The following is a 20,392-nucleotide window of genomic DNA, read 5'->3' on the forward strand; positions in this document are numbered from 1 at the left end:
CGGGCAGGAACCCCCGCAGGCATGCTCTGGTCAGCGTGGGCGCGGGCATCTGCGCTAAAATGGGCGATTCCGCCGCTCATTCTCACAGCAGGCCTCGTGAAAAATCTCCTCCGCGCCCTGATCAGCCAAGGCATCGAAGCCTTGCGCGCCAATGGCACCCTGCCCGCCGACTCCCTGCCGCCGGACTTCGTGGTCGAGCGCCCGAAGACCCGTGACCATGGCGACTTCGCCACCAACGCCGCGATGCTGCTGGCCAAGGCCGCGCGCAGCAATCCGCGCGCACTGGCTCAGGCGCTGGTCGAGGCGCTGCCGCGCAGCGAGGACGTCAGCAAGGTCGAGATCGCCGGCCCCGGCTTCATCAACTTCCACCTGGCTCCGGCTGCGTACCAGCGCGAAGCCGCGTCGGTCATCAAGGAAGCCCACGACTACGGCCGCAACCTGTCCGGCAACGGCCGCACGGTGGGCGTGGAGTACGTGTCGGCCAACCCGACCGGCCCGCTGCATGTCGGCCATGGCCGCGCGGCGGCGATCGGCGACTGCGTGGCCCGCGTGCTCGATGCCAACGGCTGGAACGCCAAGCGCGAGTTCTACTACAACGACGCCGGCGTGCAGATCGAGAACCTGGCGCTGTCCACCCAGGCGCGGATCAAGGGCATCGCGCCGGACCAGGACGGCTGGCCGGAAGGCGGCTACCGCGGCGAATACATCGCCGACGTCGCCCGCGCCTACATGGCCGGCGCCAGCGTCGACCTGGAAGGCAGCACCGTGGTCGGCGCCAAGGACCCGGACGACATGCAGGCGATCCGTCGCTTCGCCGTGGCCTACCTGCGCAACGAGCAGAACCTGGACCTGGCCGCCTTCGGCGTCGACTTCGACATCTACTTCCTGGAAAGCTCGCTGTACGCCGATGGCAAGGTCGCCGAGGCCGTGGCCAAGCTGCAGGCCTCCGGGCACACCTACGAGGAAGGCGGCGCGCTGTGGCTGCGCAGCACCGATTTCGGTGACGACAAGGACCGCGTGATGCGCAAGTCCGACGGCACCTTCACCTACTTCGTACCGGACGTGGCCTACCACCTGTCCAAGTGGCAGCGCGGCTACGAACGCGCGATCACCGAACTGGGCGCCGACCACCACGGCTCGCTGGCGCGCGTGCGCGCCGGCCTGCAGGCGCTGGAAGTGGGCATCCCGCAGGGCTGGCCGGAATACGTGCTGCACCAGATGGTCACCGTCATGCGCGGCGGCGAGGAAGTGAAGCTGTCCAAGCGTGCCGGCAGCTATTTCACCCTGCGCGACCTGATCGACGAGGCCGGCCGCGATGCGACCCGCTGGTTCCTGATCGCGCGTAAGCCCGATTCGCAACTGACCTTCGACATCGACCTGGCCCGCCAGCAGAGCAACGACAATCCGGTGTTCTACGTGCAGTACGCGCACGCCCGCGTCTGCAGCCTGCTGCGCCAGGCCCAGGAAAAGGGCCTGGTGTACGAGCAGGGCAATGGCCTGGCCAATCTGGGCCGCCTGGCCGACGATGCCTCGCTGGGGCTGATGAACGAGATCTCGCGGTATCCGGAAGTGGTGGAAGCGGCCGGCGTGGCGCTGGAGCCGCACCTGGTGGCGCAGTACCTGCGTGAATTGGCGCATGCCTTCCACACGTGGTATCACGGGACGCCGGTGCTGGTGGACGACGCCACCGATCGCAACGCCAAGCTGACCCTGGCCTGCGCGGCGCGCCAGGTGCTGGCCAACGGCCTCGAACTCCTGGGCGTGAGTGCCCCGGAAAAAATGTAAGCATCAGGAGACGCAGTACACATGGCAGCACGACGCGGCAAAACCCAGGCACGACGCAACAGCAGCAGCCAGGGCACCCCCGGATGGGTGTGGCTGGTGGCCGGTGTGGCGATCGCCGCCGTGGTGTTCCTGGCGGCGCCGAACCTGTTCAAGGGCGAAGGCGATGGCTTCCTGCGTGCCGGTCCGCAGCCGAACCCGAATGCGCAGCCGGCCCCGGTCGCTGATGCCGACAGCGATGTCGGCAGCCAGCCGGCCGCGCAGCCGGCCACGCCGAAGCCGGCCGAACCGGAGAAGCCCGCCGCGACGCAGTACGACTTCTACACCCTGCTGCCAGGCAAGGAAGTGGAAATGTCCGACGCCGAACTGGCCGCCAGCGCGCGTGCCGAAGACCAGCGCCGGGCCAAGGCCGAAGCGTCGCGCGCGCAGGCCGCGCTGGAGGGCAAGCCGGTACCTCCGGCGAGCACGGCCACGCCGGCACCGACCGCAACGGCCAGCGTCGCAAGCACTGCGCCGGTAACCGCGACCAACCGTCCGCTGCCGGCACCGCTGAACGAGCGCCCGGCCGCGGCAACCCCGTCGGCCAGCACGGCGGCCTCCACTCCAGCGCCGCGCGCGGAAAGCGCGCCCGCCGCGTCGGCACCGCCGGCATCCGCTGCTGCACCGGCGGCCGCCGACAACGCCCGCTACATCCTGCAGGCAGGAGCCTTCGGTGCTTCCGGTGACGCCGAAGCCACCAAGGCCAAGCTGGCCATGATGGGCCTGGCGGCACGCGTGGAGTCGGCGCAGATCAACGGCAAGACCGTGTACCGCGTGCGCATGGGCCCGTATGGCAGTGCCGGCGAGTTGTCCGAAGCCAAGCAGAAGCTGGATGGCACCGGCCTGCAGGCGATGGCGATCAAGGCGCAGTAAGCCTGCCGATGTGAATGAAAAAGCCGGGCAGTGCCCGGCTTTCTTGTTTCTGTAGAGTCGAGCCATGCTCGGCTGAATCCAGACGAAGCCGAGCATAGGCTCGGCTCTACAGGACCCGCGAAGCAGGTCAGCCCTCGCGGGCCACCTGGAAGCCGGCAAACGACTGGCTGACCGGCATCAGTTCAAGGCGATTGATGTTCAGGTGCGGCGGCAGGCTGGCTACCCAGAAGATCTGCTCGGCGATGTCTTCGGCGGTCATCGGGTTGGCGCCGCTGTACAGCTTGTCCGAGGCATTCTGGTCGCCATGGGTGCGTACCACGGTGAATTCGGTTTCGGCCATTCCCGGCTCGATCGTGGTCACGCGCACGCCGGTGCCGTGCAGGTCCGAACGCAGGCCCAGCGAGAACTGGCTGACGAAAGCCTTGGTGCCACCGTAGGCGTTGCCACCCGGGTACGGGTAGACGCCGGCCACCGACGAGATGTTGATGATCGCGCCCTTGCGCTCCACCAGCTGCGGCAGCAGGCGATGGGTCAGGGTCACCAGCGCGGTGATGTTGGTGTCGATCATCGTGGTCCAGTCCGACAGCGTGGCGCTCTGTGCCGGCGCGGTGCCCTGCGCCAGGCCGGCGTTGTTGACCAGCAGGTCGATCTCGCCAAAGGCCGGCGGCAGCGCCAGCAGGGCCGCCTCCATCGCCACCGCATCGCGGATGTCGAAGGCGGCGGCGTGCACCACGTCCTTGCCGTAGCGCTCGACCAGCGGCTGCAGGCGTTCGCTGCGGCGGCCCGTGGCGATCACTTTCCAGCCGGCCTGGGCGAAGCGGTGGACGGCGGCGGCGCCGAAGCCGGACGTGGCGCCGGTAATCAGGACAGTGCGGGTCATCAGGCAACTCCAGGGGGGAAAAACCGGACGCCCATTCTGGCATTCCCGGCCCGTCCTGAGTTGCCCGCCGTCCAGTCGTCCCCCCGGCTCAACGCACGCGAAACACTCTGGCCTTGGGCAGGTCTTCGTCGACCTGCAGGAACCAGCGCCCGGCAATTCCTGGAACAACGGCGATCTGCGGCGACTGCAACACCGTGCGCAGCTTCATCTGTCCCTTCATCACCTGCCATTGCTGGCCGTTATCAAGGGTGAACAGCGTGCCGGGCTGCCAGCCTGCGACCTCTCCGACCACACGGGCACTGACCGGTTCGTCATCCAGGCCCAGATGCATTGCTGCCGGTGCCGGCACATTGGCAGGCAGCGGCGCAGCGACCGGGGCCACCGCTGCCGTCGACGCGGCGGCCGTGCTCTCTGCCTCGCGCAGTACCCGGTTCAACGCCTGCAACTGCGCTGGACTGAGCCCGACCTCGGCCAGTTGGGATGCACTGAGGCGCCGCTCGACGGGTACGAAGCGGTCCTGGGCGAAGGCAGCGAAGCTGCCGGCGAGCAGTAGTGCGGAAAACAGATACCGGCGCATGCAAGGGTCCCAGCGAACGAGTGCTCACGATGCTGCAGTTCGATGACAGTCCGGTGACACGCCAGGGGCCGGTACAATGGGCCATGATCAACAATGATGTCCTGCGCAGCGTGCGCTATTCCCTGGACCTGGGTGACCAGCACGTGGTCGCCCTGTGCCAGACGGCCGACCCGGCCTTTGCCGTGGATACCGGGCAGGTGAAGGCCTGGCTGCGCCGTGAGGACGAACCCGGTTTCGAGGCGATGAACGACAGCGCGCTGGCGCACTTCCTCGATGGCCTGATCGTGCACCTGCGTGGCCGCGACGAGAGCCAGCCGCAGCGCGCAGTGGAAACCCGCATCGACAACAACCTGGTGCTGAAGAAGCTGCGCGTGGCGTTCCAGCTGCGCGACGTGGACCTGATGGAGATCTTTGCCAGCGCAGGTTTCAATGTGTCCAAGTCGGAAGTGGGCGCGCTGTTCCGTCAACCCGGGCACGCCAATTACCGGCGTTGCCTGGACCAGATGCTGCGCAACTTCCTCAAGGGCCTGAGCCTGCGCCTGCGCGGCTGAGCACGGCGTCGACGAACGCCCGCGCCGCTGGTGTCGGCAGGCGCTGCCAGACCAGGTGCACGCGCCGGGTCGGGGTCGGCTGCAGCGGAATCTGCACCACACCCTGGAACCCATCGGCGATCAATGCCGGCACGATGCCGACCGCCAACCCATGGCGGACGAAGCGCTCGACCAGTTCCATCAGGTTGACCTCGAAACGGACCGTGTGCGGCAGTCCGGCTGCGGCAAAAGCATCATCGGTCTGCCGGCGTGCGCCGGTGCCGCGCGGGAAGTCGACCAGTGCTTCATCCTGCAGTGCGGCCAATGGCAGCCGCTTGCGTCCGGCCAGCCGGTGCGATGGCGCCAGTACCGCTACCAGATCCTCCTCCCGCAGCACCTGATGGCAGACACCGTCCAGCGCTGCCGAAGGCGCCAGGCCGACCAGTGCCACATCCAGCGCGCGCGACTGTACCTGCGCGATCAGGTCCTCGCTCTTGTCCACGCGCAACTGGAACTCCACCTGCGGGTGCACGCGCTGGAAGGCCGCCAGCATCGCCACAACGTCGATTCCGGTCAGCGAGGAAATCTGCCCGATGGCCAGCAACCCACGCACTTCGCCACTGACGGCGGCCACGTCGGCGCGCAGGTGGCGCAGGCTGGCCAGCACCTGGCGTGCGTGCACCAGCAACGCCTCGCCGGCGGCGGTGGCCCGCACCTGGCGCGGCAGGCGCTCGAACAGCGTGGCACCCAGTTCCTGTTCCAGGTGGGCGATCTGGTGGCTGAGCGCAGACTGCACCACGTGGCAGCGCTCGGCGGCACGGGTGAAATTGCTTTCTTCGGCCAGCGCCACGGCGAACTCGAGCTGCTTGAGGTTCATACAACTATCTTGTTTTCAGATGGCATGGATGATGATGATTCATTTCCATCATGCTCGCAGCAGGCGGACACTGTGCCCCCCGCTTCCTGGAACATCGCGTGAGCCCGTCCCTTCCCCCTCTGCACCGTTGGCAGGTGCTGCTGATGTCGGTCGCCACCGGCGTGGCCGTGGCCAGCAACTACTATGCGCAACCGCTGCTGCACACCATCGCCGACGCCTTCGGCGTGCCGTTCGGCCAGGTCGGCATGGTGGTTACCGCCGCGCAGCTGAGCTATGCCGCCGGCTTGATCCTGCTGGTGCCGCTGGGTGACCTGTTCGAACGCCGCCGCCTGATCGTGGTGATGAGCCTGCTGTCGGCGGGCGGACTGGTGATCAGTGCCTGCGCACCGTCGCTGACCTGGTTGCTGGTGGGCACTGCGATCACCGGCCTGTTTTCGGTGGTGGCCCAGGTACTGGTGCCGTTCGCCGCCACGCTGGCCGCGCCGGAACACCGCGGCCGCGTGGTCGGAACATTGATGAGTGGCCTGCTGCTGGGCATCCTGCTGGCGCGTACCGTGGCCGGCCTGCTTTCCAGCCTGGGCGACTGGCGCCTGGTGTATGCGATCGCCGCTGCCACCCTGGTGCTGACCGCACTGGCATTGCAGCGCGGCCTGCCGCGATTCCACCACAGCGCCGGCCTTGGCTATTTCGCATTGCTGCGCTCGATCGGCGTGCTGTTCGTGCAGGAACCGGTGCTGCGCCAGCGCACGCTGCTGGGCGCCTGCAGCTTCGCCATGTTCGCGATCTTCTGGACCCCGCTCGCGTTCCTGCTGGCACAGCCGCCGTATGCCTACAGCGACGCCACCATCGGCCTGTTCGGGCTGGTCGGCGCGGCCGGCACACTGGCGGCCGGCCTGGCTGGCCGCATGTCCGACCGTGGCCAGACCGGGCGTGCCACCGCCATTGCACTGCTGCTGTTGCTGCTGTCGTGGCTGCCGCTGGGGCTGTCCGCACACTCGCTGCTGGCATTGCTGATAGGCGTGGTGGTGCTGGACCTGGCCGCGCAGCTGTTGCACGTCAGCAACCAGAACCTGATCTACGCGCTGCAACCGGCGGCACGCAACCGCCTCAATGCCGGCTACATGACCGGCTATTTCATCGGCGGTTCGCTGGGTTCGCTGCTGTCTGCGCAGGTCTACCAGCGCTTCGGCTGGACCGGCGTCTGCGTGGCCGGCGCTGCCGTGGCTGCGCTGGCCCTGCTGCTGTGGCTGCCCGGCGCGCTGCGCGCGCGCCAGGCGTCGCTGGCCGACTAGAAGCTGCCCTGCAGCGCCAGCTCCCATCGCCCACCGGCGTTGCCGGGGAACAGGCGCTTGGCTGCGTTGTCCGTGTCATGCACGGTGGCGCGCAGTTCCCATGCCGGGGTAAGCGAGGCGATGGCACTGAGCTGCCCATGCAGGTAGTCCGGGCCCTGCGCGGTGGCCAGCCAGTACTGGCCCACCGCTGCTTCCAGGCGGAGGCGTTCGTGCAACGGCACACGCACACCCAGCTGGGCATAGGTACCGCGATGGCCACCGGCCAACGCATCGTTGGAATGGGCGACCTGCAGCCAGGCGCGCTGCTTCCAGGTCAACGTGGTGTTGAGCTCGGTCCAGTCCAGCGCGCGGCCGGTGCCCGGGTACACGTAACGGGTCAGGTTGGCATCCAGGCTCCAGTCCGGTGCCAGTGCGCCGGACCAGCCCGCCACCAGGTCGAACTCGCTGCGCGCGCCATTGTCCGGCTTGAACGAAACGTTGGACCCCCACACGCTGGCGTACCATCCCGACGGGATCGAGACCTTCGCGCCGGCCTGCACCGCCGGGTCGCCATCGCTCTGCGAGCTGCCACGCCACACGTAGTCGCTGGTCAATGCGGCACTGCCACTGGCCTGCACCTGTGCCTGCGCGCTGCCGATCCCGAGCAGCCCTGCCAGGGCGGCCACCAGCGCCGCCATCATCCCCTTGCTGTTCACTGCACTGTGTTCCTCGTCGAAGGCGGTCGCGCCGCCGGGACGGCAGTGTCGGGTGCGCCGCCGTAACGGATCGAGGGTGCTGCCCGGCCTGCGGCGCAAATTCGGCGTAAATCCCGTGGATGGAGGCTACGCGCCAGCCGCGCGGTATCATGGCGCCTCGTTTCCAGGAACCAACCACGTGGACGCCATCCTGACCCCGGTATCGATCGGCGAGCTGATCGACAAGATCACCATTCTCGAGATCAAGGCCGAGCGCATCGATGATGCTGCCAAGCTGGCCAACGTGCGCACCGAACTGGATGGCCTGTTGCCCTTGCTGCAGCAGCAGCTGCAGGCGCAGCCGGCATTGGACGCGCTGAAGCAGCAGCTGAAGGCGATCAACGAGCGCATGTGGGACATCCAGGACCAGCTGCGCGACAAGGAAGCGGCCCAAGTGTTCGACGATGCATTCATCCAGCTGGCACGCGGTGTCTATGGCACCAATGGCGAGCGCGTGCAGGTGAAGAACGAGATCAACCGCGTGGCCGGTTCGGCCCTGGTGGAAGAAAAGCAGTACCAGGGCGAATAAGCCGGCTTATCCGCATTCGAGCAGGTGCCGGATGCGGAACAGCTCACCATCGCTGTGGATGCCCAGCTTCTGGTAGGCCGTCCGCTTCTGCGTGCTGACCGTGCTGGCTGTGCGCCCGAAGTGCCGCGCCACCTCCCCGGTGGTGCAGCCCTGCAGGACCAGCCGGAGCACCTCGCGCTCGCGTCGGCTCAAGGGCGTGAGCACCGGCGCCTGTGTGCGCCGCATGCGCGATCGGCTCAACTGCGTGCGCAACTCCGGGGGCACGAAGCGGCCGCCACGCGCCAGTACGTCAACTGCGCGCCGCAGCATCTCCGGCGTGGTCCCCTTGGACAGAAAGCCGCGCGCGCCAGCCTGCATCGCCATGGTTACCGTGCTGACATTGCAGTGCGCAGACAGCACCAGCACCGGCAGCAGCGGCCAGCGCCGCGACAACAGCCGCAACAGGGCCAGGCCCTGTTCGGGTCCGCACGGCGCCAGCAGGTCGATCAGCAACAGGTCGATGCCATCCGGCTGGCGCTGCAGCAGATCGAGCAGATCACCTTCGCGGGTGAAGCTGCCACAGACCTGCACGCCACCGTGCTGGCAAAGCACCACCTCCACCCCCAGGCGCAGCACGGGATGCGGCGCCAGCATTGCCAGGCGGCGGGGCCGATCGAGGGGCAGAGCGGGAACGGCAGGCGGCATCACATGGATCCGACGGTACGAAGTGCCCACCGTAGGCCCGCGCGGGGAGCAGCGGAATCCAATTTATTGCAACGCAGCAGCGGCCCCGGAACATGCTCAGCTGCGGTTTCGGGTCGTCACAACGCAACAGGCCCGGCATGCGCCGGGCCTGTCGAGGCATCTTCAGCGCGCAGGCGCGCCGAGGAAGCTATTACCAGCTGAAACGCGGGCCGACGGTGTATTCCTTGTCGCCGTCGCGGTTCATCTTCAGCTCGCCATTGATGCCCCAGTTCTGGTTCAGCTTGACCTGGCCACCCAGGCGACCGTACCACTGGCCTTCCGGATTGACGCCGTGCTTCTTCGAGAAATCTTCGTAGCCGACCATGCCGTAGACTTCGGCGTGGGCACCGAAGGCGGTGCGGATACCCGCTTCAGCGCTGTAGCCGTTGAAGTCCAGGCCGTGCTTCTGGTCGCGCTTCTGGTAAGCAACGCGGGCAACGAAGTCGGTGGTCGGGGCGATTTCAACGTTGTAGCCGGCGCCGATCTTCCACTGGTCCAGCTTGATGTTGGTGTGGTCGATTTCCTGGCGGCTGTACTCACCGAAAGCGTGGAAGTTCGGCAGGAAGCCGTACGAACCCTTCACGCCCCAGCCGTCGGCCTTGAACGCGTCGATGTCGGTCTTGGCGTAGTCGGCTTCGGCGTAGTTGTACGACAGGTTCTCAGCAGCCGAGGCGGTGAACGGCAGGGCAGCGGCCAGGGCCAGAGCAATCAGCGAATTCTTCATGGGGGTACACCTTTTACTTTCTTATGGTGTGCAGCAGCGCCAAGGCGCCATCGCATCGGGAATGTAAATTCTCCGTTATTCGCCACAACGCTCCCTGAAAACAGCGTTCTTCGCATTGCTGAATTTTTTGGCTTGATTCAGGCTGTCTCTGGCATACGCGCGCGGCGCGCGTGCATTTTCAGGTTTCCTCACGATCCACCGCTGTCGATCCCCGATCCCCTGGTTCGTCGTGTAATTGAAGGCCGTGCATGCGGCACGGTCCATCCGGAGGCTGGCAATGAGCTACATCGATGGTTTCGTCCTGGCGGTGCCCACCGCCAACAAGGAGAAGTTCCTCGCCCATGCACGCACAGGAAATCCGGTCTTCATCGAGTACGGGGCACTGCGCGTGGTCGAGTGCTGGGGCGATGACGTGCCGCACGGCAAGACCACCGACTTCTTCGGCGCAGTGAAAGCCACGCCGGACGAGACGGTGGTGTTTTCCTGGATCGAATGGCCGGACAAGCCGACCCGCGACGCCGGCATGAAGAAGATGATGGAAGACCCGCGGTTTGATCCTGCGAAGAATCCGATGCCGTTCGACGGCGCGCGGATGATCTACGGCGGCTTCGTGCCGCTCTACGAGCTGACGCGCTGAACCGGGCGGACGTGCTCAGCGCGCGTCCGTTTCATCGCTGGCAGACGCATGGCCGGCGCCCAGAGCGGCGCCGGCGCCGAGGCCGACACCCCCCATGCCAGCGCCCATTCCGCTACCGCCACCTCCTCCACCCGCACGACCGCCCTTGGCATCGCCCTCGTTGCGGCCCTTGCCGCCGCCACTGGCGGCACCCGGCCGGGTCGGCCCCTGCGGCGGTATCTGCAGGTCGGCCGGAATCGGCGCCAGATCCAGCGCTTCGCGCACGAAGTCGCGCAGCGAGACCACCAGTTCGTGGGTATGTACCGGCCGCCCCTGTGCCAGTTCATTGGCGGCACGCGCGGCCAGCCGCACCTGTTCGTCGGTGCCCAGCAACAGGATGTCCGAGAGCGCGGCCTCGACCGCATCGCGGATACGGCGCGTTCGATCCGAACGCGGTTCGGCGATGCCTTCGGCCGCTTCGCGCTGGCGCAGATCGCGGCGATGGCTGGGATCCACGCCCAGTTCACCAGTGAATGAACCGCCCAGGGTCTTGTAGGCCGCCATCAGCGTGCGCAGCCGTTCGTTGATCTGCCGGTTCTCGCGCTCGCGACGCTGCTGCAGGGTCTGCATCACCAGCAAGCGGATGCCCACGCCCAGCAGGGTGATCAGGACCAGGCCGGCCAACGTGGACAGCACGCCCTGCCAGGAACTGAAATCGATACCGCGCATGCTGGGGCTCCGGCGGGAAGAACCTGCATCTTGCCCCAGACCGCGTCCCAGAAACGCGAAAGGCCCCACCACCCCGGGGGTGGCAGGGCCTTCGGTCACGGCGCGATTACTTGCGCTTGGCGACCTTGCGCACGGCCTTCTTGGCCGGAGCCTTCTTGGCCGGAGCCTTCTTGGCGGCGACCTTCTTCAGCGGCGCAGCCTTCTTGGCGACGACCTTCTTGGTCGCAGCGACCTTCTTGCCGACAGTCTTCTTGGCAGCAGTGGTCTTCCTGGCAACGGCCTTCTTGGCGACGGCAGCCTTCTTGCCCACAACCTTCTTGGCGGCAGCGGTCTTCCTGGTGGCGACCTTCCTGGTGGCGGCAGCCTTCTTGCCGACAACCTTCTTCGCAGCCACAGCCTTCTTGCCAGCGACCTTCTTGGCGGCGACGGTCTTCTTGGCCACAGCCTTCTTGGTGGTGGCGACCTTCTTACCAACCACCTTCTTGGCGGCCGCGGTCTTCTTGGCAACGGTCTTCTTCGCGACAGCAGCCTTCTTGGTGGCGGCCTTCTTCACGGTGGCGACCTTCTTGCCGGCAGCCTTGGTGGCGGCCTTGGTGGTCTTCTTGGCAGCGGCGGCCTTCTTGGTCACGGCCTTGCCCGCAGCCGCCTTCTTCTTCGCCACTTCCTTCTTCAGGGCAGCAGCTTCGGCCTTGGCGTTCTTCTTGGCGGCTTCCAGCTTCTTCCTGGCGTTGGCAACCGTCTTGCCGACCGACTTGGCAGCCTTCTCGGCCTTCTTGGCAACGGTCTTCTCGACCTTGGCCACGGCCTTCTTGGCCTTGGCAACGCGGGTACCGGCAGCCTTGCTGGCGCGCTTGACGGTCTTCTTGACCGACTTCACTGCGTCTTCGGCAGCGTGGGCGATGGTCTCGCCGACGTTGGTGGCGGTTTCTTTCACGTTCTCGACAGCGTCGGTCACGACCGACACACCATTACCGTTGCTCATGTTGCCCTCCTGCGGGCCTTAAGTATCAAAACGGGGCGATGCTATACCGACATTGACGATCGTGGAACGGGGCATGTGCCAGCAATCGCATCTGTTGCGACGCCGATGGTGTACGCAGCAGCCCCTGTTGCCACCTTCGGTTCGCAGCAAACCCCTTTTTTTCAGTGCTGCGCTACGCGAACCCAGCATTGTCTGACCGTCGTCGCGCGCACGTGCACGGAGGCAGCGTCCGGCATCCGTCGTGGCGCATTGCGGCGCCCGCCTGCGCGGAACTGCGCACGTATCCGCCTGTGCCAGTGCGGCGCGCGTTGGCCTTGAGTGCCGCACCCATCACCTGCCCGGGTGTCGCCACAACCGCGTTTTGGCCCCTGCGCCCCCCCTTCGAGGCACCCGTTTTCATGGCGCATTTATCCAGATCGCGACACACTCATTCAGCTTGTTCTACCGTAGGGCCGTACCGCCCCCACCCACGCCAGCGAACCGACTCCCATGCGACCGCTTCCTACCCTGCTCACGCTCGCAATCGCCGCCGCCTTCGGTGGCTTCGTTGCCACCGGCATCAATGCCCACATGGACAACCGTGCCGACGCCGCGCCGCTGCCGGCGGTGTTGCCGACCACGGCGGCCTTGCCGGCTTCGGTGGCCGGTCAGGCGGTACCGTCGCTGGCACCGATGCTGGAAAAGGCAATGCCGGCGGTGGTCAGTGTCAATACCAAGCAAGTGGTGCGCGTGCGCAACCCCTTCTTCAACGACCCGTTCTTCCGCCGCCTGTTCCCGGACATCCCGCAGGAACGCATCAACGAATCGCTGGGCTCGGGCGTGATCATCGACGCCAAGGAAGGCCTGGTACTGACCAATCACCATGTCATCGACAACGCCGATGACGTACAGGTGACACTGGCCGACGGGCGCACGGTCAAGGCCGAATTCCTCGGTTCGGACCGCGATACCGACATCGCGCTGATCCGCATTCCGGCGCAGAACCTGACCGACATCAAGCTCGGCAACAGCGACCAGCTGCGCGTAGGCGACTTCGTGGTGGCCATCGGCAACCCGTTCGGCTTCAGCCAGACGGTCACGTCCGGCATCGTCTCGGCGGTGGGCCGCAGCGGCATCCGCGGGCTGGGCTACCAGAACTTCATCCAGACCGATGCGTCGATCAATCCGGGCAACTCCGGTGGCGCGCTGGTCGACCTGCAAGGCCAGCTGGTCGGCATCAATACCGCCAGCTTCAACCCGCAGGGCAGCATGGCCGGCAACATCGGCCTGGGCCTGGCGATTCCTTCCAACCTGGCGCGCAGCGTGGTCGATCAGCTGGTCAAGCACGGCGTTGTGGTGCGCGGCACGCTGGGCGTGGAAAGCCAGAACCTGACCGCGCAGATCGCGCAGGGCCTGGGCCTGGGCGAAACCCGCGGTGCGCTGATCACCCGCGTGCTGGCCGGTTCGGCCGCCGCCGCAGCCGGGCTGAAACCGGGCGACGTGGTGGTGTCGGCCAACGGCCAGCGCGTGGACAGCGCCGAGGCCCTGCACAACGTGGAAGGCCTGGCGGCCGTCGGCAGCGCGATGACGCTGGACGTACGCCGCGAAGGCAAGCCACTGCAGATCAAGGCGACGCTGAAGGAACAGGCGCGCGCGGTCACCGGTGAGAGCCTGGACCCGCGCCTGACCGGTGCGACCTTCGTCGACCTGCCCGAGTCACTGCGGCAGTCGGGGGTCGGCGGCGTGCTGGTCAGCGAGGTCAAGCGCGGCAGCCGCGCCGCCAGCAACGGCCTGCAGCAGGGCGACATCATCACCGACGCCACCGTGGGCGAATTCGCCGACCTGGCCAGCTGGCGTGCCAATTTCCAGCAGCGCCCGCCGACCCTGGTGGTGCGCGTGCTGCGCAACAATGGCCAGCAGCAGGGCCAGCTCGTGATGCGCTGATCGCCCTGCCGTAACACCCCCTATACCCCGGCAATGCTATTGCTGTCCGTCCAGGTCGGCACCGCCGACACCCGTTCCCCCATCGCAACAGGAGTGATTCGATGAGCCCCACCAATACCGAGAACCTGAAGGAACACCTGGGTGAAGCCGGTTCCCACCTGAAGCAGGCCGCCAGCGCCGCCGGCGGTGCGATCAAGGGCGCCACCGGTGCCGCCACCGACGAACTGCGCATCGGCAAGGCCAACGTCAAGGCTGAACTGTCCGATAGCGCGCTGTCCGGCCTGGCCGCTGCCGAGTTTGGTGGTGCCGCCGCCAAGGAACAGGTCGATGCACTGATGGACAAGGGCAAGGACCTGATCGACAGCGCCGCCGAGTTGATCCGTGAGCGTCCGCTGGCCTCGTTCGGCGTGGCCTTCGCTGCCGGCTGGATCATCGCCAAGCTGGCCCGCGGCAGCAGCGACAAGTAAGCCGCGGCGTGAGCGAAGACAACGCGCAAGCCCCTGATCCGGCGGCTACCCCGCCGCTGGATGAGAGCATCCGCCAGGTCGGCGCGGCCGGTCGTGCCGCTGCCGACTCGGCCAAGCACTCGCTGCGTTCGCTGCGCCGGTTGGCCTCGGCCGACTTCGCGCTGGCTCGCAGCGCATTCGGCCGTGCACTGGCCTGGGCCGGGGTAGCGATCGTATTTGGTGCGTCGGCCTGGCTGCTGATGGCCGCCACCCTCATCGCCCTGCTGCAAAGCTGGGGCCTGAGCTGGCTACAGGCCCTGCTGATCACCTCGCTGCTGAGCCTGGCCGTCACCGGTTATGCGATCTGGCGGGTGTCCTACTTCTTCCACCACACCGGCATGCACGCCACCCGGCGCCAGCTGTCCCGCCTGGGCCTGTTCGACGAGCCCAGCGAAGACGACCCCGATGCCGATGTGCAGCTGCCAGAGGGCAAGCCATGAAGTTCGGTGCGCTGCAGCGGCGGGTGAAGCGCTGCGAACAGGTGGTGACCGTGCGTCTGGTCGAGACCCAGGACCACTGGTCCACGCTCAGCCAGGTCTGGCGCCAGGGCTGGTCGCCACTGCGCATCGTGGTGGTGGGCCTTGCCGGTGGCTTCATTGCCGGCAAGCTGGAAATGCCGGGCAAGGTCAACGGTGCGCGCTGGCTGCAGATGGTCGGTTCGGTCTCGAACCTGTTCGCCAGTGCGCAGGCGGCGTTCGCCACGGCGATGGCGGCGCAGGCGGCGGCCACCGCCGACGATGCGGCCGAAGAAGCCGACAACGCCAGCGAACAGGCACAGGCAGCGGCCTCCGCCGCTGAAGCACGGCCCGCACCGGCAGCGCGAGCTGTGCCGGAGCCGGAACCGGACCTGCGCGAACCGCGCCCGGCCGAGGCGGCCACGGAACTGTCCGAACGTTGATCCATGGAATCCGCCGCGCCGATGGCGGCCGGCGGATAATGCGCTCCCCCTTCCGGCTGATGCGTCGATGAGCGAGTCCTCCCTGTCCCTGTCACCAGCCGATCCGCAGGACCCGGAGGCACCGCTGCCGCCTCCGTCTCGCCCACGCGGGCCGATGTCGCTGGTGGTGCTGGCGACCCTGGCGGTGGGCTACACGCTGTGGGCGGCGCAGGACATCATCCTGCCGGTGCTGCTGGCGATGTTCTTCGCGCTGGTCGGCAACCCGATCCTGCGCCTGCTGCAGAAACTGTGGATTCCGCGCGCGCTGGGCGCGCTGCTGGTCCTCGGCGCCGGCCTGGGCGTGACCGGTTCGCTGGCGGTGCAATTGATCGGCCCGGCGATGGAATGGGCGCAGGAAGCCCCGCAGCAGCTGCGCAAGGTGGCCCGCCAGGTGCAGGACCTGACCAAGCCGGTGCAGCAGGCCAACCAGGCGGCGGAGAACTTCGCGCGCGTCGCCGGCGGCGACAGCAACCACAAGGTGCAGGTGATCCGCACCCAGCTCGACGACCCGTACCGCATGCTGACCCGCGCGCCACGGCTTGCCGCCTCGGTGCTGGCCGTGGTGCTGCTGACCCTGTTCTTCATGATCTACGGGCAGAGCCTGCAGCGCGCGGCGATCGCGCTGTTCCCGAACCGCCAGCAGCAGCGCTTCACCGCCGACATCCTGCGGTCGATCGAGCGCGAGGTCTCGCGCTATGTGCTGACCATCAGCGTGATCAACACCCTGGTCGGGCTGGTGTTCGCTGGCGTGCTGATGCTGCTCGGCATCGGCCTGCAGGAGGCGCTGCTGTGGGGCACGGTGGCCGCGCTGCTGAATTTTGCCCCGTACGTCGGCCCGCTGATCGGGGTGGCACTGATGCTGCTGATGGGCTTCGTGGAATTCCGCGACCCGCTGCAGGCGCTGCTGCCGGCGGCCGCGTACCTGGCCCTGCACACTCTGGAAGGGCAGATGGTGACCCCGATCGTGCTGGGCCGGCGCATGAAGCTGTCGCCGCTGGTGCTGATCCTGGCGCTGATGGTGTTCGGCTGGGCCTGGGGCATGATCGGCCTGCTGCTGGCGGTGCCGCTGCTGGTCTGCATCAAGCTGGTACTGGCACGGCTGGACGGCATGCAGGGCTGGGCACGGCTGCTGGAATGAAAGCCCGCGCGGGCAGGCGTAGAATGGAGGGGTGAATTTCCCCGTCCAAGCCATCACTCTCGACCTTGACGACACGCTGTGGCCGTTCGCTCCGATTGGCGCCCGCATCGACCTGGTCCTGCACGAGTGGATGCGTGAACACAGCCCCGCCACCGCCGCGATGTATCCGGTGGCGGCGATGCGCGAACTGCGCGAGCGCCTGTACCACGCCCATCCGCACCTCCACCACGACCTGAGCGCGCTGCGTCGGCTGACCCTGCACGAAGCGCTGCACGCCAGTGGTGCCAGCCTCGATCTGCTGGAGCCAGCGTACGAAGCGTTCTACGCCGCGCGCAACCAGGTCGAGTGCTATCCCGATGCGATCGATGCGCTGGCGAGGATTGCGGCGCGGGTGCCGGTGGCAGCACTGAGCAACGGCAATGCCGATCTGGAGCGGATCGGCCTGGCCCATCATTTCGCCTTCCAGCTGGGCGCGCGCGAACACGGCGCGGCCAAGCCGGAGGCAAGCATCTTCCATGCCGCCTGCACCCGCCTGGGTGTGGCGCCGGCACAGGTGCTGCATGTCGGCGACCACGCCGAAATGGACGTGGCCGGGGCGATCGCCGCCGGCCTGCGCGGGTGCTGGATCAACCGCGAAGCAGCCACCTGGACCCATCCGAAACTGCAGCCGGACCTGCAGTTCGACACCCTCACCGGCCTGGCCGACTGGTTGGACGCCAACCTCGACGCCGCCGCATCCCGGAGTACCTGACGCATGAGCGAGATCACTGGTTTCACCGCCGACACCGCCGCAGCGCTGCCGCTGTACGTGCTGGACCGCGAGCAGTTCGCCGCCTGGAAGCAAGGCCAACCGGCCGCCACCCAGGCCTGGCTGGCCTCGCAGGGTTTCACTGCCGGTGCGCACAGCGTGGCTTTGCTGCCCGGCAGTGAGGGCCTGGCCGGCGCGGTGATGGGTGTGGGTGATCGCGCCGATGCCTACAGCTATGCGCATGCGCCGCACGCGCTGCCGGAAGGCAGTGTCTGGCAGCTGGCCAATGAACTGCCTGCTGCCGAACAGGCGCTGCTGCAGCTGGGCTGGGGTTTGGGCAGCTACCGCTTCGACCGTTACCGCAAGCGCAACCGCGCCCCGGCGCAGCTGGTGGCCGCACCGTCCGGCGAAGTGGCCGACCTGATCGCCGCCAGCCTGCGCGTGCGCGACTGGGTCAACACCCCGACCGAAGACATGGGGCCGCAGCAGCTGGAAGACGCCGCGCGTGCACTGGCCGATGCACATGGTGCGCAGGTCGAGGCGATCACCGGCGATGAACTGCTGAAGCAGAACTTCCCGGCCATCCACGCCGTGGGCCGCGCGTCGCACCGCGCGCCGCGTCTGGTGGTGCTGCGCTGGGGCAAGGAAACCGACCCGGCACTGGTGCTGGTCGGCAAGGGCGTGTGCTTCGATACCGGCGGCCTGGACATCAAGCCGGCCGACGGCATGCGCAACATGAAGAAGGACATGGGCGGCGCCGCGCATGCGCTGGCCCTGGCCGGCCTGGTGATGGCGCGCGGACTGCCGGTGCGGCTGACCCTGCTGGTGCCGGCGGTGGAAAACGCGATAGGTCCGGATGCGTTCCGCCCGGGCGAAGTGATCGCCACCCGCAAGGGCCTGAGCGTGGAGATCGACAACACCGATGCCGAAGGCCGCGTGATCCTGTGCGACGCGCTGACCTTCGCTGGTGAGCAGAAGCCGGACCTGGTGCTGGATTTCGCCACGCTCACCGGTGCCGCACGCATCGCGCTGGGTCCGGATCTGCCGGCGCTCTTCAGCAACGACGACACGGTGGCGCAGCAGTGGCTGCAGGCCGGCGACGCAACCCGTGACCCGGTCTGGCGCATGCCGCTGTGGCGCCCCTACCTGCGCTATCTGAGCAGCGGCATCGCCGACCTGGCCAATGCCGGTTCGCGCATGGCCGGCTCGGTGACCGCCGCGCTGTACCTGGAGCGCTTCCTGGAAGACAGCCAGCGCTGGGCGCACCTGGACGTGTACGCCTGGAACGACGGCGAACGCCCGGGCCGTCCGGCCGGTGGCGAAGCGCTGGCGCTGCGCTCGGCCTGGGCGATGCTGAAGGCGCGTTACAGCTGATCGGGTGGATGCCGACCTTGGTCGGCACGCCGTCCCCGGCAAATCTGACGAAAAATTGAATTTCGGCCTCGGCCGGGTTCTGCGAGGATGTGTGGGTCGACCACCCACACGCTCCGTGAAGGCAGGACTCCGACCATGTCGCTCTTCGGCTACACCCGTTCCGGCCAGACGCCGGGCGCACCGCGCAAGCATTCCCCCCTGCTCTGGATCGCGCTGATCGCGCTCATCCTGGGAACCGTGGTGCTGGCCTTCGCCTGGCTGGCCGGCTGGATGGGCGACCGCCTCACCGCGCAGCGCTTCACCGACACCATCGAGGCCACCGGCCCGGCCCATCCGGGCTTCCGCCGTGCACACAGCAAGGGCATCTGCGTAAGCGGCTGGTTCGAACCCAGCGCGCAGGCCCCTACCCTGTCCAGTGCCCGGGTGTTCTCGCAGACGCGGGTGCCGGTGATGGGCCGCCTGTCAATCGGTGGCGGCGACCCCTACGGCGCCGACAACACCGCACGCGTGCGCAGCCTGGCGGTGCAGATGGTCAGCGATGATGGCCAGGAATGGCGCATGGCGATGAACAGCTTCCCGTTCTTCGCGGTACCCACGGCCGAGGCGTTCTACGAGCAGACGCGCGCCTCGATTCCCGACCCGGCCACCGGCAAGCCGGACCCGCAGAAGATGGCGGCAGTGCTGGCGAAATACCCCAGTGCGCAGGCGTTCCAGCAGTGGGCGAAGACAGCGCCATGGACCAGCAGCTGGGCCGACACCACTTTCAACAGCGTCAACAGTTTCTGGTTCACCAATGCGCAGGGCCAGAAGCGTGCGGTGCGCTGGCGCTGGCAGCCGCTGGCGCCGGTGGTGGAGATGGATGCGGAAGCGCGCAAGCAGGCCAGCGTCGATTTCCTCAGCCAGGAACTGCAGCAGCGCCTGGCCCGCGGCCCGGTGCGCTGGAACCTGATCGTGACCACCGCCGAGCCCGGCGATGCCATCGATGATCCGTCGGTGCCGTGGCCCGAGTCGCGTGACCAGGTAGTGGCGGGCGTACTCAGCCTGGACCGCATGCAGTCGCAGGAAGAAGGCGCCTGCGGCCAGATCAACTTCGATCCGCTGATCCTGCCCAGTGGGGTGCGCGGCAGTAATGATCCGATCCTGGCGGCCCGCTCGGCGGTGTACTCGCAGTCCTTCAACCGCCGTGAACGCGAGCGCGCCAGCGGCAACGTCGAACAACCGAAGGAGGCCGCACGATGAGCACCGGCAACGGCCACTTCAACCTGCTGGCGCGGGTGCTGCACTGGTCCATGGCGCTGATGATCGTCGCCATGCTGTTCATCGGCGTGACCATGGTCGCCTCGCTGCACCTGCGTCCCGCGCTGATCGACCTGCACCGCCCACTGGGCATCGCGATCCTGTTGCTGGCGCTGCTGCGCCTGTACAACCGGCTGCGCCATCGCCCACCGGCGCTGCCTGCCGACCTGCCGGTCTGGCAGGGGGTAGCGGCCAAGGCCTCGCACTGGATGCTGTACGCGCTGATGCTGGCGATGCCGTTGATCGGCTGGGCAATGCTGTCGGCCGGCGGATACCCGATCGTGCTGTGGGGAGGGCTGCACCTGCCGCCGATCGTGCCGCATACCCCGGCGCTGTATGCCGCGCTGCGCAATGCGCACAGCCTGTTGGCCTATGTGTTGTTCGCCACGGTGCTGATGCATGTGGGTGCGGCGTTGTTCCACCTGTGGGTGCGGCGGGACGGGGTGTTCCAGGCGATGGCGCGCGGGAAGGAGTGATGATCGGGTTCGCCGGGAGTTCCCGGCGGATCGTTTCCGCGACCGCGGAGGGGTGTCACTTTCTTTGCGCGCAAAGAAAGTAACCAAAGAAACACGCCGCCAGAACG

Annotated in this window: 23 protein-coding genes; 15 read left to right on the forward strand and 8 right to left on the reverse strand. The window is 67.4% G+C overall.

Annotated elements, in window-relative coordinates:
* Positions 1-96 precede the first annotated feature (96 nt).
* Positions 97-1,785: an arginine--tRNA ligase gene (gene argS, locus RCF13_RS18615; protein WP_134968639.1), complete on the forward strand. Its 1,689-nt coding sequence runs from the start codon at positions 97-99 to the stop codon at positions 1,783-1,785.
* Between the two features lie 21 nt (positions 1,786-1,806).
* A complete protein-coding gene (locus tag RCF13_RS18620) occupies positions 1,807-2,694 on the forward strand; it encodes an SPOR domain-containing protein (protein ID WP_180868067.1) in 888 nt (295 codons plus the stop codon).
* A gap of 127 nt (positions 2,695-2,821) precedes the next feature.
* Here RCF13_RS18620 and RCF13_RS18625 read toward each other — a convergent pair whose 3' ends face one another.
* Positions 2,822-3,574 (reverse strand): SDR family NAD(P)-dependent oxidoreductase, encoded by a 753-nt coding sequence (locus RCF13_RS18625; RefSeq protein ID WP_005420523.1) that lies wholly within the window; start codon positions 3,572-3,574, stop codon positions 2,822-2,824.
* Between the two features lie 88 nt (positions 3,575-3,662).
* Positions 3,663-4,151: a hypothetical protein gene (locus RCF13_RS18630; RefSeq protein WP_061478751.1), complete on the reverse strand. Its 489-nt coding sequence runs from the start codon at positions 4,149-4,151 to the stop codon at positions 3,663-3,665.
* An 83-nt stretch (positions 4,152-4,234) separates the two neighbouring features.
* Here RCF13_RS18630 and RCF13_RS18635 point away from each other — a divergent pair, with 83 nt between their 5' ends.
* A complete protein-coding gene (locus RCF13_RS18635) occupies positions 4,235-4,702 on the forward strand; it encodes a DUF1456 family protein (RefSeq protein ID WP_134968593.1) in 468 nt (155 codons plus the stop codon).
* Here the strand turns inward: RCF13_RS18635 and RCF13_RS18640 are convergent.
* Complete coding sequence (locus RCF13_RS18640) at positions 4,671-5,558, reverse strand: LysR substrate-binding domain-containing protein (RefSeq protein WP_134968594.1); 888 nt, start codon at positions 5,556-5,558, stop codon at positions 4,671-4,673. The two genes, RCF13_RS18635 and RCF13_RS18640, sit on opposite strands and share 32 nt — an antisense overlap.
* A 50-nt stretch (positions 5,559-5,608) precedes the next feature.
* Here RCF13_RS18640 and RCF13_RS18645 point away from each other — a divergent pair, with 50 nt between their 5' ends.
* A complete protein-coding gene (locus RCF13_RS18645) occupies positions 5,609-6,850 on the forward strand; it encodes an MFS transporter (protein WP_134968595.1) in 1,242 nt (413 codons plus the stop codon).
* Here the strand turns inward: RCF13_RS18645 and RCF13_RS18650 are convergent.
* On the reverse strand, positions 6,847-7,545 hold the full coding sequence (locus RCF13_RS18650) for a TorF family putative porin (protein WP_072168709.1): 699 nt from the start codon (positions 7,543-7,545) through the stop codon (positions 6,847-6,849). The genes RCF13_RS18645 and RCF13_RS18650 overlap by 4 nt on opposite strands.
* A 178-nt stretch (positions 7,546-7,723) precedes the next feature.
* Here RCF13_RS18650 and RCF13_RS18655 point away from each other — a divergent pair, with 178 nt between their 5' ends.
* Positions 7,724-8,113: a DUF6165 family protein gene (locus RCF13_RS18655; protein ID WP_049414316.1), complete on the forward strand. Its 390-nt coding sequence runs from the start codon at positions 7,724-7,726 to the stop codon at positions 8,111-8,113.
* Positions 8,114-8,119: 6 nt separating this feature from the next.
* On the opposite strand, the gene RCF13_RS18660 is transcribed toward RCF13_RS18655, so the two are convergent.
* Positions 8,120-8,797, reverse strand: a complete 678-nt coding sequence (locus tag RCF13_RS18660) for a response regulator transcription factor (RefSeq protein ID WP_134968596.1) — start codon at positions 8,795-8,797, stop codon at positions 8,120-8,122.
* Positions 8,798-8,987: 190 nt separating this feature from the next.
* Positions 8,988-9,560 (reverse strand): Ax21 family protein, encoded by a 573-nt coding sequence (locus RCF13_RS18665; protein ID WP_134968597.1) that lies wholly within the window; start codon positions 9,558-9,560, stop codon positions 8,988-8,990.
* Positions 9,561-9,837: 277 nt separating this feature from the next.
* Between RCF13_RS18665 and RCF13_RS18670 the strand changes: the two genes are divergently transcribed.
* Positions 9,838-10,197: a DUF1428 domain-containing protein gene (locus RCF13_RS18670; protein WP_134968598.1), complete on the forward strand. Its 360-nt coding sequence runs from the start codon at positions 9,838-9,840 to the stop codon at positions 10,195-10,197.
* Positions 10,198-10,212: 15 nt separating this feature from the next.
* Here the strand turns inward: RCF13_RS18670 and RCF13_RS18675 are convergent, their stop codons facing one another.
* Both RCF13_RS18675 and RCF13_RS18680 read right to left on the reverse strand, forming a co-directional pair.
* Positions 10,213-10,905, reverse strand: a complete 693-nt coding sequence (locus tag RCF13_RS18675; RefSeq protein ID WP_231352483.1) for a hypothetical protein — start codon at positions 10,903-10,905, stop codon at positions 10,213-10,215.
* A 106-nt stretch (positions 10,906-11,011) separates the two neighbouring features.
* A complete protein-coding gene (locus tag RCF13_RS18680) occupies positions 11,012-11,887 on the reverse strand; it encodes a histone (protein WP_134968599.1) in 876 nt (291 codons plus the stop codon).
* A gap of 489 nt (positions 11,888-12,376) precedes the next feature.
* On the opposite strand from RCF13_RS18680, the gene RCF13_RS18685 reads away from it, so the two are divergent.
* From RCF13_RS18685 to RCF13_RS18725, 9 genes are all read left to right on the forward strand, one after another.
* On the forward strand, positions 12,377-13,810 hold the full coding sequence (locus RCF13_RS18685; protein WP_019661805.1) for a Do family serine endopeptidase: 1,434 nt from the start codon (positions 12,377-12,379) through the stop codon (positions 13,808-13,810).
* 101 nt (positions 13,811-13,911) lie between these two features.
* On the forward strand, positions 13,912-14,277 hold the full coding sequence (locus RCF13_RS18690; protein ID WP_010486932.1) for a hypothetical protein: 366 nt from the start codon (positions 13,912-13,914) through the stop codon (positions 14,275-14,277).
* An 8-nt stretch (positions 14,278-14,285) separates the two neighbouring features.
* Positions 14,286-14,756 carry a phage holin family protein gene (locus RCF13_RS18695; protein ID WP_004153834.1) on the forward strand — a complete coding sequence of 157 codons (471 nt, stop codon included), beginning with the start codon at positions 14,286-14,288 and terminating at the stop codon, positions 14,754-14,756.
* On the forward strand, positions 14,753-15,214 hold the full coding sequence (locus RCF13_RS18700) for a hypothetical protein (protein ID WP_061478759.1): 462 nt from the start codon (positions 14,753-14,755) through the stop codon (positions 15,212-15,214). Before RCF13_RS18695 ends, RCF13_RS18700 begins: the two co-directional genes overlap by 4 nt.
* 67 nt (positions 15,215-15,281) lie before the next feature.
* Positions 15,282-16,391, forward strand: coding sequence for an AI-2E family transporter (locus RCF13_RS18705; protein WP_061478760.1), 1,110 nt, complete (start codon positions 15,282-15,284; stop codon positions 16,389-16,391).
* Positions 16,392-16,422: 31 nt separating this feature from the next.
* Positions 16,423-17,142, forward strand: coding sequence for an HAD-IA family hydrolase (locus tag RCF13_RS18710; protein ID WP_053499497.1), 720 nt, complete (start codon positions 16,423-16,425; stop codon positions 17,140-17,142).
* Between the two features lie 3 nt (positions 17,143-17,145).
* A complete protein-coding gene (locus tag RCF13_RS18715) occupies positions 17,146-18,513 on the forward strand; it encodes a leucyl aminopeptidase family protein (RefSeq protein ID WP_134968600.1) in 1,368 nt (455 codons plus the stop codon).
* A 135-nt stretch (positions 18,514-18,648) separates the two neighbouring features.
* The gene (locus RCF13_RS18720; RefSeq protein ID WP_134968601.1) at positions 18,649-19,752 is read left to right on the forward strand and encodes a catalase family peroxidase; all 1,104 of its coding nucleotides are present in this window, start codon (positions 18,649-18,651) and stop codon (positions 19,750-19,752) included.
* The gene (locus RCF13_RS18725) at positions 19,749-20,285 is read left to right on the forward strand and encodes a cytochrome b (RefSeq protein ID WP_005420561.1); all 537 of its coding nucleotides are present in this window, start codon (positions 19,749-19,751) and stop codon (positions 20,283-20,285) included. Before RCF13_RS18720 ends, RCF13_RS18725 begins: the two co-directional genes overlap by 4 nt.
* Positions 20,286-20,392 lie beyond the last annotated feature (107 nt).

It is taken from the genome of Stenotrophomonas maltophilia group sp. RNC7 (genome assembly GCF_030910085.1).
GTDB classification, from domain to species: Bacteria; Pseudomonadota; Gammaproteobacteria; order Xanthomonadales; family Xanthomonadaceae; genus Stenotrophomonas; species Stenotrophomonas sepilia.